Raw genomic sequence first — 13,539 nt, 5'->3', positions numbered from 1 at the left:
GCTCGCCCTCACCTGCTGTTGACAAGAATCGCGAACTGCGCGGAGATCCGCTGCTGCGCGTCACGTAACCAGGGGGAATGCACAGTGGCCACGTAGCGCCCGAAAGCCACTGAGCAGGTGTACTTTTCGGTGCGCAGAAGGCCCGGACGCACGCTGCGATTGCGTGCGCACCGAGCCTGTGGCAGCCCGCCAGGCGAGTCTTCCCGAGCCAGGAACTTGCCGACCGCGATGTCGGCCAGATACCGACGAGCGCTGTCGGCGTCTCTGGCCCGCGCGACAACAGCCTCTCGATAGGCGACCCGGTCGATGCCGTGAGTCTCGTTCAGGCGCGCGTGCCGTTGCGGGTCTCTGCGCAAGTGCAGGTCCGCGCGTGCGTCGTAGGTGCCGTGCTTGTGCGCGTACTCGTAACCGGTGGTCTCCGGCACGGTCAGTCGCAACAACCCGTCGGCATCGAGCGGCAACGAGGCCAACTGATCGACCGGAGTCGGCCGAAACGCGGCCACCCGGTCCGACAGCCGCCGCAGCGCACCTTCCACGAGCGTCGTCAACGGAGCCAGTTCGGCGATGCCGAGTTTCCGGTTCTCCGGACTCTCCGCGACCACGATCACGACAACCGAGCCGACCACATGCCAGGCCGCCTGCACCTGTTCCTTGGGCAACCACGCGGACCGCACCGCCGGGAACTGCACCAACTGCACGGGTTCGGCTCCGTCGAGATTGAACCCGGCGTCAGCGAGCGCCGTGGCCCCCGCGATGGCCGTTGCGCTGTCGCGATACACCAGTCCGGCGTAGGACAGCGCTGAGCCGATCCAGGCTGTCTCCTCCGCGGCTGTTCCCGAGGTATTGAAGCCCGCGATGAATCCCGCGGAGGTGAACGCTTCGCCGGAAATCGGTGTGAGGCTGACATCGCGGTGAATCGTCGGAAAGCTCTTCGTCTTCCCGCCGACGAAGACGTTTTCCTGCCGATCGTGTAGCAGCGTCAACGACGGGTCTACCTCGGTCGGCAGCGGAAAGTACTCCGCCAAACGCTGCGCCTCCCGCACCCGGTGCAGCACCATGGGTTCAGCGCTGTCCGCACCGTAGTCGACCGGACGTGTCGGATAGCCGCCCACGTCGAGAAGACCGAGGTCGACCGCCGGTTCCGGCACTTCTCCGTCGGTGACCGCACCGCAGCCCGACATCGAGACGGCCAACACCGAACAGACGGCCAGTATCCAGCGCCGTCGAGCCCCCATCGAAATCCCCCATGCAACCCAACGACCCCGATGGTCTCGCCGAGGCTAACACGGGGGCCGATATCGCACACTTCGCGAAGGTTCTTAGGCGTCAAGCACTTTCGCTGTCGGTCACCACTCCGGCAAACGTCGCCGACCCGCCAACACATCACGCACCAGGTCGTCATAGGCGTCGGCCAGTTCGGCCAGGTGGTGCCAGGCGGAGTGCAGCATCTCGTCGTGGGCGGACAGCGTCATCAGCGCGTGGTGCGCCCGCACGGAAGCCTCGGCCAAGCGGTCGATGACCGCGCCGACCGTTTCGGTGTGCAGGGTGGCGCCGAGTCGGTGCTGGGGTATCCCACGCAGGACCCAGTCGTCGATGGCCAACACCAATTCACCACGGCGACAGTCGATTTCGCGCAGAACCACCAGGTCGGTATCGACCTTTCCCCCGCGCCCGACCACACGTTTCTCGTGCAGCACGGCGAGATCGCGCGCGAACCACAGCAGGGGTCCACCGACTACCCGGTGTCCGCGACACGCCCGGACGAGAATGTCCGACAGCGGTAACAGACCGGTGGGTGCCGAGGGTCCGGCGGTGTCGACACTGCGCACCGTGTCGGGGAAAACCATTACTACGGTAGAACTCTCCGAACCAGCCACGTTGCCTCGCCGTCATCGCCGCAGAGCACCGGATCAGGACGTTCATTACAATAAACCTCGCAAGCTCCCTGTCAAGCATTACTCGGCCGTAGGTAACCGATACGAGTACACTTCGTTACCTGCACGACTTACCGAGGAGCAAGATGGCCGACGGTCCGACCTACCTGCGGATCGCGAACCTCCTCCGTGAGGAGATCCGTGCGGGCACATGGAAACCGGGCGATCGATTGCCCAGCCATTCCGAGCTCGCCGCCCAGATGCAGGTCTCGATCACCACCTCGCGCAACGCGATTCAGGTGTTGGTCGCCGAAAACCTGGTCTACACAGCGACTTCGCGCGGCACGATCGTGCGCAATCAGGAAGTGCTGGAGTCGGTGGTCACCGATCACATCCGGCGTGACCGCCCCAAGTCCGCGCACGACATCTTCGAGGAGATCGCGCGCGCGGCCAACCGGGAACCGTCCAAGGAATTCAGCACCAGGATGGAACCCGCCGAGCCCGAGGTCGCGCGCTGGCTGGGTGTCAGCCCCAGTTCCTGGGTGTTGGCCCGCACCGTGGTGCAGTTCCTGGACAACGAGCCCTGGTCGTGGGAGGTCAGCTTCTACCCCCGCGACCTCGCCGAAGCCGCGGGCATCGACTCCCCCCACGACATCCCCGAGGGCACCACCCGCCGCCTGGCCGACCGCGGCTACGGCGAGACCGCCCACCGCGACACCGTGTTGGCCCGCGCCGCCACCGCCGAGGAGGCCGCGGTCCTTGGCGTCGCCACCGGCACCGTGCTGCTGGACCACCTGCGCATCGGCGCCAACCACGAACGCGTCACCCGCGCCACCCGCCACCGCTCGCTGGCGGGCCGCAACCAACTCGCCTACCAGCTCGGCGACACCACCGGCACCGACGTCATCGCCCGCACACTGGGCATCGCGCCCGGGTTGGCCGTCGCCCTGCCATGACGGTGCGCCTGCGCCCAGCCACCCTGGGCGACCTGCCACTGATCTGCCGCCTGCGCGTCCAGCGCACGTCGTGGCTGACCGCACGCGGGTCGGATCAGTGGACGGTGGCGGGGCGGGGGCGGCCGATCGAGATCTTCGCGGGGGCCGTCGGGCGGGCGTTGGATCGGGGGGAGACGTGGATCGCGGAGGTGGACGGGGAGCCGGCGGGGACGATCACGGTGAACCAGCGGGCAGATCCGGGGTTGTGGTCACCGTGGGAGTTGGCCGAATCCGTGATCGTGCACTTCATGATCGTCGATCTGCGGTTCGCGGGCAATCAGATCGGCAAACGGATGCTCACACACGCGGCCAACCTGGCCGAACTCGAGCAGCGGACATGGGTGCGCTTAGACGCGTGGACCACAAACACTGAATTGCACGACTACTACCGTCGTTCAGGTTTTCATCTCGCGCGCCTCGCTGGACCGGCCGCAACCGGCCCATCGCGCGCGCTGTTTCAGCGTCGAACCATGAACTGGCGCCGCCATCCTTCTGCGGCACGATTCACCCGTGCGCTGTCGACCGCCAGCGATTAGCGCGACCTCCGCATCGACGGACCCAGCACGGCCGAACATCGGGGAGGCGGATCCTCATGGCCGTTCAGTTGGCCGCGGAGAGCGAGTCATGGCCGACCAGCGCAGCCTGCTTGTCCAGCGTAGGCCCTGGAACTAATTGACCGATGATCGACCACGGCGCCAGATGGGGCGTTCTCCCCAACCCGAGCACATCCGCGGCGTCTATATCCGGCACGCCATACCGGATTCCGGTGTCCATGATGTAGAACAAGCCAGGGTCGCGCCGGGGACTGCCCGGTTCAGTTCCGGTCACCCGTACGAATTCTCCCGTGGTCGGTGGTAAGTAGACCTCATCGATGCGGCTGCCGGTGCCGTCAGCCGTCACCAGCTTGACAGGTTTCGTCTTCTCGGAAATCGGCAAACGCGTGCCCGCAAGTAAGGATACGGTGGCACGATCTGAGGCTCCTTCGGTTGCGTCGGACTGCAGAAGTCCAGTGCCGGCCGTTTTCGTCCATTCGATACAAGCAACGGGATTCAGATCAGCGGCGAGGATCTTCGGCGTGCTGATCGGGAAGTCGTCGACCGGAAGAGTGTCCACCGTCGAGATCCCATCGAGCGTATCCGGCGGAACGGATTTACTGGTGCTCATTCCGTATGAGTCCTGGTTGCGAATCAACTCCGCCGTGAACTCCGAAACACGTTGCACTCCACCGGAAAGAACGACATAGAGCTCTGCGGTCGCAGATTTGTCGAGGCCGGCCACACTGATGATGCCACCGATCGGAACATCGCTCAGCTTGCCAGGGCCGGGCTCGCCCGCGCGTTCGATCACCGGCGGAGACACCGGCGCTACTGCGGTCGGCACCCCGAGAAGTCCGGTGGAAATCGGACGCGGCATCAGGTTCGACGCCTTCAATGAGCGCTGTATCACGGTATTCTGCAGATCGATCTCGGCCCGTTTACCCTCGTATATAAGATAGGTCTTCGCACCGTTGCGAACGAGCAGCGCTGCGTCACGGCCCGTCTCTTTCATCCGGTCACTCAGCTCGAGCTCGCCCGCGATAACCGTAGTTGTCGCGCCCGAAGAAGAGACGGCTCCGCCGGAGGCCGACAGTTCCACGGTATCGCACAGGGTCCACTGCGATTTCTCGCCGTGGTCAGCGACAGGGAGAGCAGCGGGCGCCCCCGGGATTCCCAGGAGCGGACCACGGGGCAACGAATTGAGTTTGTTGTCTTTTACTGATTTCGGCACATCGCGAGTTCCCATGATCAATCGTGCCGACGCCAAGTTCAAGACTGGGTGCAGCGTGCTGTTCTTGTTCTGGTCCTGCACCACCACATACAACGCACCACTGTCCTTGCCCATCACGATTTTCGCGTCGCCGATCGAGCCCTGAGGACTGATCAACGACAGAATGACCGCGCCTGCGACCACCAACACCGCCAGCACGGCACCAACGACCAGCGAACGAAACTGGGCCCGCATCGGGTCGTGCAACATACGGACGTCCCGACGAATCAATGCGTGATCGAGCCGCCGTAGCAAGAATCTGTACCCATTGACCTGGGCGCGGGTAGTCAACTGTGCTGGCACGAATCCTCCATCAGGTCGACTGTCATGCCGACCAAATCAGAACAACGACAACATGGCACCCCTAACGAAGAGGGGTGCCATGTTTGAAACTCCGGTTAGATAGCTCCGAAGCCGTCCGCGATCCTGGCATCCGCGCCGAAAGCGCTGCCCATCGACTCTTCTACCGCGGTGGCGATAGCTTCCAGCTTGGCCAGCGTGTCCTTGAATTCGTTGTCGTACGATGCCTTTACCGGCCCGAAACCGGAATTGTAAGCCTCGTTGACGTTGCCGGCGTCATCCGACCAAGCAACCCTCAACTTCGTTGAGGCCGCTTCCATCTCGTCGACACCGGCCCGCGTCAGTTCACCGTGAAGCCGACGCAACTCGGTGTACATGTGGGTCATTGTGGCTCTGTCGTAGACAGTTACACCGGACATCTTCTACTCCTTGTGATTTCTATCAAATATGGTCGGGAACGGCGAAACTTGGTCAGAGATTCGTCAATCGTGCGAACCCCTCTTCGTTCACCGCTTCCATCTTGGCGTAGGTGGTCTGCCCCTCGCCGACTTGTGCCTCGAGCTTGATCAGAACCCCCTTCAGGCGGACGGCTTCCTCGTCCCAAGCCGATGCGGCTCCGACATACGCGGCTCCCGCAGCGCCGACGAAGCCCTTCTTGCCGCTGTCTACCAGCTCCTGGACGTCTTGGAGAACTCGCTGAATGTGGTCGACTGCACTCGCGACCTCATCCTTCGCTGACTGAACCTTCGCTTCGTCAACTGCAACCATCGGTGTGTACCTCGATCTCTTGTGTGTACTTACTACGGCCAGGCAATGCGGTCGCACATCGCCATCTCTGCGTGGAGCAGCTGCGTGTTCATGTCTGGATCACGACAGCCACCTCCCCCCAGGCAATCGGTCGATCAATCCCGAAATCGCTTGCGCGAAACGGTGATCGGTGCCCGGTGACAGTGTGGACCAGACTTGCTGGTCCGGAGCGACACCCGGTGCGACCACAATGCGGCCCCTTCCGGTGTCGTACACGACGGCGGCTCCCGGTGATCGGTCTGTCGCGCCGTCGGAGTACGCATAGGCCACAACTTCGGCGTATGCGTGGCAGGAGGCCAACGCGAGTCCGTAGGCCGTGGCTTGGGTGTCTTCGACACCGAAGCTGTAGACGGCACTCGCGTAGTCCTCCGACGTTATGGCGGTATCGAAGCGTTCGCCCAAGTCCACGGAGAGCGCGCTGAAATTGACAACGGAGGCGGCTTCGCTCGGTCCCAACGCCTCGATCAGCGGCCGGGCAAGCGATTCTCCAGACCCGTCGGTCCATATGGACCGGAGTTCGAGGCTACCGTCGCGGCGCACGGCAACGGCATGGTTCTCGCCACGCCGGGCCACACACACACGTACTGACCCGTCATCACCGAAGATCCGCATAGCGAGTTCCCGGTCCGGCTGTGCCAGTGTGAACATCGCATCAGCGATATCGGGCTCCACGTCACCGTTGGGGTCGATCACCCGCTGAGCGATCAGATCGACTCGCGCGCGCTCGTGCGCAAGGGTCAAGTCACTATGTGAATCCTGTTGCGGACTCACCGCGAGGACAAGCGGCAGCGTCTGGACGCCGAGCTGACGCGCGAGGACCAGGACGCCATCATTGGTCAAAGTCGTCATGGCGACGAAGCTCCCTCTCCGCCTGCGGGTTCAGCGGTCGGCATCGCTTCACCACCGGCAGTGGAGGCAGTGAAAGCAATATCAGGGACACCTCTTTGCGCACTCGGATCCAGTCCGCCGAGTACGGCGGGCGCTACCTGCATCCCCGAGCCCAGTCCGAGCTCAGCGTCGCCGGCAGGAACTCCAGCCAGGTCAGAGCGTGTCGAGTGCTCCTCTTCGTCCTGTCCGCCGTGCCCGGCACCCATGCCCGGCGCGAACGGCATCGTGCCTGCCTGTTGCACCGAAACCGGCTGTACTCGCACCGTTTCCGAGTCACGCGAGGAGACCTGGGTAGTGGTTCGGCCACGATAGGCGGTCTTCACCGGTGCGAAATTGATCGGCCCGCTCGAATACCCGGGCGCCCCAGCCATCGCCTGAGGTGACGCCTCGGGATTGTCGGCGGTACTCAATGTCCCGCCATTCGCCTGCACATCAGGCGCGACCATTGGTGCGGGCTCGTGCTCCCACGGTGTCGCCAACCTCTCGGTCGCGGCTTCGTAGGTGCGCATGACTCGTGCGGCGACGGCTTTCGCCGCATCGGCGTCGTCCTCGGCTTGCGCGATTTTCGCGAGCATGGGCGCGCCCATAGCCGCGCCCACGCTCTCCAGGAGGTTTTGCAGGTCACGAAGCGCTGTGACTTCCTGGGCGTCCGGCATGGCCAGCCGCGCGATCTCGTAGGTCAGCGCGTGCGACTCCGCTTGTGCTGCGTTTCCCGCAGCTGCGGTCGCCGATGACGTCAACCAGTCCGAGAGAGTGCGGAACCGTTCGATGACCTGGCTGCTGTTCTCGGATTCCCAAGCAGTACTGAGGGTTCCGAGAATGCGATCGTATTCGACGGCCGTCGCCGCGAAACTGACACCCAGTCGTCCCCAGGCCAGACCGGCTTCGGCCGCAGATGATGCGCCCGCGCCCGTCACAAGATCTCGAGCCAACTGTTCCGATGGCCGCGACTCCCATACCGTCCCGGTGAATCCGGGATTCTGTGGTTCCAGCATCGGCGGCGGCTCGCTCATACCTTGAAGCCGAGAGCGCTCTGCTCTTCGACCTGACCGAACTCGTTGGTCTGTGCCCGCAAGGCGGTAGCGAGCTTTCGCAGCTCGGCTACGCCGTTACCAGCGCTCTGTTGGAAGGATGCGGCGACCGAGTTGAGCGTTCGCGCGGCTTGGACCGATACTTCGTCGGCGCCCGCGGAGACGATGGTGAGCTTGATTTGTTCTTTCTCCATGCCCGCGGCGAGCCGATCCGCGAGCGCGTCCAGTTGGGCTGCGGCGGCCAAGGCCGATTCGGAATCGAAACTCAGCCCAGCGATTTCGTTGTTGGCCATGATGGTAATCCTCCTGCTGCCTGTGATGATTCAGAGCGTGAGCGCTTTGTCCGGCGGCTCATCCGCAACTTCGACGCCACCGATAACCGGGTTGGAGACGCCCTCTATGTTTCCGACTACTTCATCGCCGTGCGCTGTGGTGACGAGATCTGTGCGGACGTTGCCGGCCGCCGAATCCTCTGCTGCACCAGCACGGTTCGCTCCGCCCATCCCCGGCATCATCGGCGTTGCCGCAGAGCGGCCCGTTGCTGCCGCGTTGGATGTGCTCGTCGCTGCTGCGCGATTTGTCGGCGAGCTGGTATCACTGACCGGAGCCCTGGTCAGCGGACTGCTTGCTGGGGATGTGGCCGGGGATCCGCCGATTAGCCCCCCGAGGCCGGATCCACCACCTGCACCGCTGCCGGTACCGCCAGTGGAATCAGCGCCGGTACCACCGTTGATGGCAGATGGCGTGCCAGCCGTTGTGCCCTGACCGTTCTGGTTCGTCGCCGTCTGTATGCCACTGATACTCGACTGCAGACCACTGACGGCGTCGCTGACCATGTCCGAGCCGCCACTGACTACCGCGCTGCCCTTTTCGACGACCTTGGTGGCCAACTCCGTAGCGGGCGAGACCAGCGGCTGCACTGATTGCATGACCAAGTTCGCCAACTGGGCCGCATCAGCAACGGTGGGAGCGCCGGTCACCGGTACTTTCATTCCAGCAGCAACGATCTGGGCGGTCTTGATTGTCAACTCCCCCCGTGTTCGGGCGGCGATGACAGTTGCCTCAGCGATCACTTGAGACGCCATCGCGAGCAACGTCGGTATTCCGGCGGGCGTCACGAGCAGTGCTATACCGGCTATCACCTCGGCCACGAACTTCGCGATCACCACGCTGAGTTCGGCGTACCCCTGCGCGACAACGCGTTCCGCGTCGAGCAGAATTGCCTTCTGGTTTGTGCCCTGTACTTGAACATTCCCGATGTCATCGACCACGCTGAGGCTCTTCTGTTGAGCCTTGACCGCGGCGTCGCTCTGCCAGCCTGTCGAAACCTTACTGACAGCCTGACTCGTCGCACTGGACGAATCGGACAACACCCCGGACATCAGCGAGAACACGTCCGAGATATCGAAACCGCCACCGCTAGCGCCAGTTCCGAACCCGCTCAGCAGGTCCACGGCTGGCTGGATCAGTGCTGTGGGGTCGATCGACGGCAGCGCGATCTCCGGCAGCCCCGAAATTTGCGGAATCGTAGGCAGCTGGGGAATTCCCAGCTGCGTCAACACATCCGGGACCGGAAGATCCAGCATCGACCCTGCGGGGCTGTTACGCAAGACATCGAGAACCGTCTGGTTCAGTACTGCGTCGCTCACAACGATTTGAGGGCGAAGCTAATCGCAGACGCCAAATCCGTGCTCTCGTAGGCAGCGACACCCGCGAAGGCGCTCGCCGCAGTCTGACCGTGCACCGCCGCGATTTCCGCCGTCGACAAAAGGTAGTTCGCTTGCGCCTGGGCGAAGGCGATCAGGAAGTCCTGACCGATCAGCCCGAACACCGGCACTGCCGAAGCCAGCGCCGTAGCGGAATCGATGCCAGCCGCACCAGCGATCTGCGCCGCCGTTGTCGCTTGAGTACTACCGAAAGCCGTGATCGCCGCGAAGTCGGCCTTTACCAGGTCGCCCATCGTGATCCCCTCCCATTCTCCGTCGATCTAGATCAAAGCGTACTTGCACCAATAGCGTTGCGCCAGTGGGTTAACACATCCACAAGACTTGCTTAAACTGCCTGCCGAGGAGCGAACTCCTCAGCGAGAGAAGCGATCAGCTCGGCACGCCGCGCGAATGCTTCGCGGACCGCCTCGTTGCCGGCGTCTACCACGGCCCGCTCGAAGTCGTCTGGTGACATCCGTGAGATCTCATCAGAGAACCGTAAATCCACCAGAGCGCCGTTGCCGTCCACTTCGACAGTCACCGCACCCTCCGCGGACGTCACCCGTTCCCGAACCGCATGCATCTGCTCACCGAGTTCCTCGATCCGATACATCCGTTGGCGAGCTCGCGCCTCCAGCTCGTCCCACGACCCGACCACACCGTCCTCCTTCAGATAGTCCGGAGCCAGCTCTGCGGCTCGGTGTCGTATTCCTGCTCCTCGACGTACTCGAGACGAGCTACGTCGGCTTCGGTGGGAAGCCCGGACAGTGCGAGAGTTTCAGCACTCACCCCAGCCTCCGCCAACTGCCTGCGTCGGAGAGCCCCGGCACGCGCGGCGGTGCGCTGGCAGAGTCGCAGAATCTCGGCGGCGAGCTGCGATGGATCGCGGTGCAGCTCAGCGGGATCCACACGCAGCCCAAGTGGCAACCCCTGTTCGGAAGTGCGAACCTTGATCGACCCGCTCATCGAAACGGCAGTGTAGGTGGGGCAGTCCGCCCCACCAGAACCTTCTACGCTCGACTCGCGCATCGACAACTCCCTCCCCGGATCGCTTCGTCTAGAAGTATCACACATTTCGCCTACCGCACCAGATCAAGCCGCATCCGAGAGGGCTGGGTGCCACCAGATGTGCGATGCCCTCCCCCCGAGCCTGCAACCCTCGCTGGCAAATCCTCAATCTGATTGCGACACTTACCCTTCAGTCTATCTGAAGGGTGCGCTTCGTTGTGCTGCAGCAGCTCGTCCGAGCAAGGACGACCGGCAGCTTCCACGCGGCGCGCTACGAGAGCCTCGCCGTTCGGTAGGTCGTTCGACAAGCTATGTCGAACGACCTACGTCTGCCGGGGCGAGCAGAGTCGAGCGAACGCGCATCTCGGGATCGCCGTTACTTCACGTGCGAGCCGACCCTCGTTCGTCCTTGATCGCGGCGATCACCAACGCGACATGACTGTTGAGGACCGAGACGAACCTCGTTCGGTCCACCGCGCGAACGTAAGCGGGGTTCTCAGTGATGACATAGCGGCCGTCATCAGCGAGGTCTCTGAAACGAACCAGGTGGCGAGTCGCTCCGCGTGGACCGAAAACCGACCGGCCCTGGACAACATAGATCTCTCCTGCCGCCAAGGCTGCCTCCTGGAGGAATTTCTCAGTCTTGTTCACGGCAGTATCCAGCGGACCGGATACCACCGAGCGTCCGTGATCGTAGTCCAGGTCTTGATCGGGCGCGGTAAGTGCCATATCCCCGCGACTACCGCGCTCAGCGGATGGCATCGCGTCGATAACCACATTGGACAACTCGATCGGGTCACATTCACTCACGGTGTAGCCGCCGCGCCGCCAGTATGTCGCGCCGGGCAACTGGGTGATCAGGTAGCCCCTCGGACCCTTCCTGGTAGCCCGCACCCGAATCTGCGAATCAACACCCCACGGGTCCTGATCGTTCCACCCATAAGCGGACAGGTACATATCGGGGTTCGCCATCGCGTCGAACGCAGCGTGGAAGTCGCCATCCATCTTTTCGTTCAAGCTCGCTCGGGCTTCCCGGAGTTCGATGCGGAGATCCTCGGGGGTCCGTGTCAGCGAGGTGAACATGAACGGTTCCGGCGGCTCCATTCCCGCCTTATCCATCCACAGGACGTAGAACTCCGCTTCGGTAAATCGCCATCGCACCATCATTTTTCAGCCACCGGCACGACAGCTGACGGCGTATCGCCGAGAGCGGCATCGAGATTCTCTGCGGAATCGAGGTACTGGGCTCGCTTGTGTTCCTTGCCCTGCCCCTGCCCCTGCGCGCCACCGGCCGCGGGCGATCCCATCATCGGACTGGACATGCCAGAGGTCGCCCCAGTCGAGGCGAGTCCAGCTCTGGCCGTGGCGGTCGATACCTCTGCGGTCTGCACCCCCTGCACTGCGGCGCGGGGAAACAGTTGCGATTTTGTCGGCTGCGTTGCGCCGCCGCCTGCACTACCCGCGCCGCCGGCGCTACCCGCACCGCCGGACATGGCCGACTTCCCACCGCCAGATTGTCCCGACGGGACTCCGGCACTCGGCGCCACGCTCAGTGGCGTTTGCGACTGGTCTGTGGCGGTGGCAGCCGTCAATCCCTCGGTGATTGCCGAAGTAAGGGCTGAGGAAGCGCTCTCGGCCGCCGTTCCGACCGCTTCAACGCCCTGTTGTAGCACCGTGCTGCCCTGCTCCAACAGGGACTGAAGAGTCTTCTGTGTCTGGTCTTCAGTCGTTACCGGATTCTGGGTCGTCGGAATGGAGGGAGTGGGGGTCGTAGGAATTGATGGGGACGGGGTTGACGGGATGCTCGGACTTCCGCCCCCGGTCGGCGCTTGCCCACCCAGACCGGAGGGGTTTCCCGGCACTTGGCTGACAGGAGGAATCACTATTTCGGGCACCTTTACCGATAGCGAATCCTTCGGATTCGGCATAATCGGGATTGCGGATCCCGATTCCTTAACACCCTCGCCGTACCAATTGTCCCATGCTTGTCGAAGTTCTTTCATCCAGCTGTCGACAACCCATTTTTCGGGATTATCTCCGCACTCCTCTTTGATGCTGCGATAGGGCAGAAAATTTTGAAGACGATTCATCCAGCCTTGAGCATGCGCATAGTTCCAACTCATCAACTTAGTTGCGCGCGCTAACGCCTCCGCGCTGGCTATATACTTCGATACCGACGCCTTGGCAGCCAATGCGCCAGGAGATGCCCACTTCCCTCCGACCGTGGAGTCTCCTTGGTAGCCCTGAAGGTGCTGATCAACCGCCGTGTGCATATCACGAATTCCCACATCGAGGTACGCGTACACTCTGTGGTAATCTTGCGCAATTGCCGCCAGTCTGGAGATTACGTTAGAGGTATGCGCGAAATGTTCCCAGTGGTTATGAAAATCATCCCACTGGTACTGAATTCCCGGCTCTGGCTCTATATTTACCTCGCGATCCATTGAGAGTCCAACACTTCCCACAAGTTCCTGCAAGGCATTCGCATGAGAGGTTCCCGCCAGTTTGTCATCATAATCTGATGAATAAGTCCCACTCCAAGAATATTTATGATGATTAGTCAAGAGAGGAATTTCTGTCGGTTGAGACTGCTTCCATCCAGGAAGCTCTACTTGTCCAACGCTTATAGACAATGCGGTCCGCGGCGACCACTGATCCGACGGTTTCGTGAACCCCTGGAAGGCTGTGGCCAGTTGATCACTCGTATACGTTCCATTTCTGAATGCCTCGGCAGACGCGTCGTCTACCCCCGTGAATAGTTTACCCGCAGCCACGAACGTCTCACCCATGTCCCTCAGTATATTGAGGTGTTCAGGCAGAACTGTATCGATCAGCCTCTTTCCAGCCGCGTTAAATTTGTCAGCCAACTTCGCCCCCGAGCCCCTTTGATTAAGTGGCTGAAGGTCCGTCGCAGACCTTATTATATTTAGGCATTCATTCACAAGATTGGTCAGATTTGCACATTGCTGCGCCATTGCAGTTGCGACTGCGGGATCGAATGCGACGCCATTGCTATCAAAAGCACCGTTTCGGGCATCAGTCTTGTACCCGGTAAAAGCGTTACCTTCAGCCATCGGTTCCCCTCCAGAGTAGATGTATTTCGCGGTTTAGCGTTTGGCGCAAC

The 13,539-nt window shown here is 62.3% G+C and carries 15 protein-coding genes; 2 read left to right on the top strand and 13 right to left on the bottom strand.

Going from position 1 to position 13,539, the window contains the following annotated elements; genetic code table 11:
- Nucleotides 1–8: 8 nt before the first annotated feature.
- Together ACFWU5_RS06005 and ACFWU5_RS06000 are read right to left on the bottom strand one after the other, a co-directional pair.
- Nucleotides 9–1,235, bottom strand: coding sequence for a hypothetical protein (locus ACFWU5_RS06005; protein ID WP_379241456.1), 1,227 nt, complete (start codon nt 1,233–1,235; stop codon nt 9–11).
- Between the two features lie 111 nt (nt 1,236–1,346).
- Nucleotides 1,347–1,847, bottom strand: coding sequence for a DUF4254 domain-containing protein (locus ACFWU5_RS06000; protein ID WP_379241455.1), 501 nt, complete (start codon nt 1,845–1,847; stop codon nt 1,347–1,349).
- Nucleotides 1,848–2,020: 173 nt separating this feature from the next.
- Between ACFWU5_RS06000 and ACFWU5_RS05995 the strand changes: the two genes are divergently transcribed.
- Entirely contained in the window at nt 2,021–2,830 is an 810-nt protein-coding gene (locus ACFWU5_RS05995) for a GntR family transcriptional regulator (RefSeq protein WP_379241454.1), read from the top strand.
- Entirely contained in the window at nt 2,827–3,405 is a 579-nt protein-coding gene (locus ACFWU5_RS05990; protein WP_379241453.1) for a GNAT family N-acetyltransferase, read from the top strand. The genes ACFWU5_RS05995 and ACFWU5_RS05990 overlap by 4 nt, the downstream gene beginning before the upstream one ends.
- A 64-nt stretch (nt 3,406–3,469) precedes the next feature.
- On the opposite strand, the gene eccB is transcribed toward ACFWU5_RS05990, so the two are convergent.
- From eccB to ACFWU5_RS05935, 11 genes are all read right to left on the bottom strand, one after another.
- Entirely contained in the window at nt 3,470–4,978 is a 1,509-nt protein-coding gene (eccB, locus tag ACFWU5_RS05985) for a type VII secretion protein EccB (protein ID WP_379241452.1), read from the bottom strand.
- A 95-nt stretch (nt 4,979–5,073) separates the two neighbouring features.
- Nucleotides 5,074–5,352, bottom strand: coding sequence for a hypothetical protein (locus ACFWU5_RS05980; protein ID WP_379241451.1), 279 nt, complete (start codon nt 5,350–5,352; stop codon nt 5,074–5,076).
- Between the two features lie 94 nt (nt 5,353–5,446).
- Nucleotides 5,447–5,743 (bottom strand): WXG100 family type VII secretion target, encoded by a 297-nt coding sequence (locus ACFWU5_RS05975; RefSeq protein WP_379241450.1) that lies wholly within the window; start codon nt 5,741–5,743, stop codon nt 5,447–5,449.
- Nucleotides 5,744–5,842: 99 nt separating this feature from the next.
- On the bottom strand, nt 5,843–6,631 hold the full coding sequence (locus ACFWU5_RS05970; RefSeq protein ID WP_379241449.1) for an ESX secretion-associated protein EspG: 789 nt from the start codon (nt 6,629–6,631) through the stop codon (nt 5,843–5,845).
- The gene (locus tag ACFWU5_RS05965; protein ID WP_379241448.1) at nt 6,628–7,683 is read right to left on the bottom strand and encodes a PPE domain-containing protein; all 1,056 of its coding nucleotides are present in this window, start codon (nt 7,681–7,683) and stop codon (nt 6,628–6,630) included. The genes ACFWU5_RS05970 and ACFWU5_RS05965 overlap by 4 nt, the downstream gene beginning before the upstream one ends.
- Nucleotides 7,680–7,994, bottom strand: a complete 315-nt coding sequence (locus tag ACFWU5_RS05960) for a PE family protein (protein ID WP_379241447.1) — start codon at nt 7,992–7,994, stop codon at nt 7,680–7,682. The genes ACFWU5_RS05965 and ACFWU5_RS05960 overlap by 4 nt, the downstream gene beginning before the upstream one ends.
- A gap of 30 nt (nt 7,995–8,024) precedes the next feature.
- Nucleotides 8,025–9,350 (bottom strand): hypothetical protein, encoded by a 1,326-nt coding sequence (locus ACFWU5_RS05955; protein WP_379241446.1) that lies wholly within the window; start codon nt 9,348–9,350, stop codon nt 8,025–8,027.
- On the bottom strand, nt 9,347–9,661 hold the full coding sequence (locus ACFWU5_RS05950) for a hypothetical protein (protein ID WP_379241445.1): 315 nt from the start codon (nt 9,659–9,661) through the stop codon (nt 9,347–9,349). Before ACFWU5_RS05950 ends, ACFWU5_RS05955 begins: the two co-directional genes overlap by 4 nt.
- Nucleotides 9,662–9,753: 92 nt before the next feature.
- Complete coding sequence (locus ACFWU5_RS05945; protein ID WP_379241444.1) at nt 9,754–10,065, bottom strand: YbaB/EbfC family nucleoid-associated protein; 312 nt, start codon at nt 10,063–10,065, stop codon at nt 9,754–9,756.
- Between the two features lie 731 nt (nt 10,066–10,796).
- Complete coding sequence (locus ACFWU5_RS05940) at nt 10,797–11,582, bottom strand: ESX secretion-associated protein EspG (protein ID WP_379241442.1); 786 nt, start codon at nt 11,580–11,582, stop codon at nt 10,797–10,799.
- Nucleotides 11,579–13,489, bottom strand: a complete 1,911-nt coding sequence (locus tag ACFWU5_RS05935) for a hypothetical protein (protein ID WP_379241441.1) — start codon at nt 13,487–13,489, stop codon at nt 11,579–11,581. Before ACFWU5_RS05935 ends, ACFWU5_RS05940 begins: the two co-directional genes overlap by 4 nt.
- Nucleotides 13,490–13,539 lie beyond the last annotated feature (50 nt).

The sequence above is a fragment of the Nocardia sp. NPDC058640 genome, from assembly GCF_042716995.1.
Lineage (GTDB): Bacteria > Actinomycetota > Actinomycetes > Mycobacteriales > Mycobacteriaceae > Nocardia.
The sequence above is the reverse complement of the archived record's forward strand: the minus strand, read 5'-3'. Positions and strand labels throughout refer to the sequence as shown.

Excerpts from the sequence above, each read along its gene's own strand:
- ACFWU5_RS06005 (WP_379241456.1), bottom strand. The coding sequence starts at position 1,235 with ATGGGGGCTCGACGGCGCTGGATACTGGCCGTCTGTTCGGTGTTGGCC.
- ACFWU5_RS06000 (WP_379241455.1), bottom strand. The coding sequence starts at position 1,847 with ATGGTTTTCCCCGACACGGTGCGCAGTGTCGACACCGCCGGACCCTCG.
- ACFWU5_RS05995 (WP_379241454.1), top strand. The coding sequence starts at position 2,021 with ATGGCCGACGGTCCGACCTACCTGCGGATCGCGAACCTCCTCCGTGAG.
- ACFWU5_RS05990 (WP_379241453.1), top strand. The coding sequence starts at position 2,827 with ATGACGGTGCGCCTGCGCCCAGCCACCCTGGGCGACCTGCCACTGATC.
- ACFWU5_RS05980 (WP_379241451.1), bottom strand. The coding sequence starts at position 5,352 with ATGTACACCGAGTTGCGTCGGCTTCACGGTGAACTGACGCGGGCCGGT.
- ACFWU5_RS05975 (WP_379241450.1), bottom strand. The coding sequence starts at position 5,743 with ATGGTTGCAGTTGACGAAGCGAAGGTTCAGTCAGCGAAGGATGAGGTC.
- ACFWU5_RS05970 (WP_379241449.1), bottom strand. The coding sequence starts at position 6,631 with ATGACGACTTTGACCAATGATGGCGTCCTGGTCCTCGCGCGTCAGCTC.
- ACFWU5_RS05965 (WP_379241448.1), bottom strand. The coding sequence starts at position 7,683 with ATGAGCGAGCCGCCGCCGATGCTGGAACCACAGAATCCCGGATTCACC.
- ACFWU5_RS05960 (WP_379241447.1), bottom strand. The coding sequence starts at position 7,994 with ATGGCCAACAACGAAATCGCTGGGCTGAGTTTCGATTCCGAATCGGCC.
- ACFWU5_RS05950 (WP_379241445.1), bottom strand. The coding sequence starts at position 9,661 with ATGGGCGACCTGGTAAAGGCCGACTTCGCGGCGATCACGGCTTTCGGT.
- ACFWU5_RS05940 (WP_379241442.1), bottom strand. The coding sequence starts at position 11,582 with ATGATGGTGCGATGGCGATTTACCGAAGCGGAGTTCTACGTCCTGTGG.
- ACFWU5_RS05935 (WP_379241441.1), bottom strand. The coding sequence starts at position 13,489 with ATGGCTGAAGGTAACGCTTTTACCGGGTACAAGACTGATGCCCGAAAC.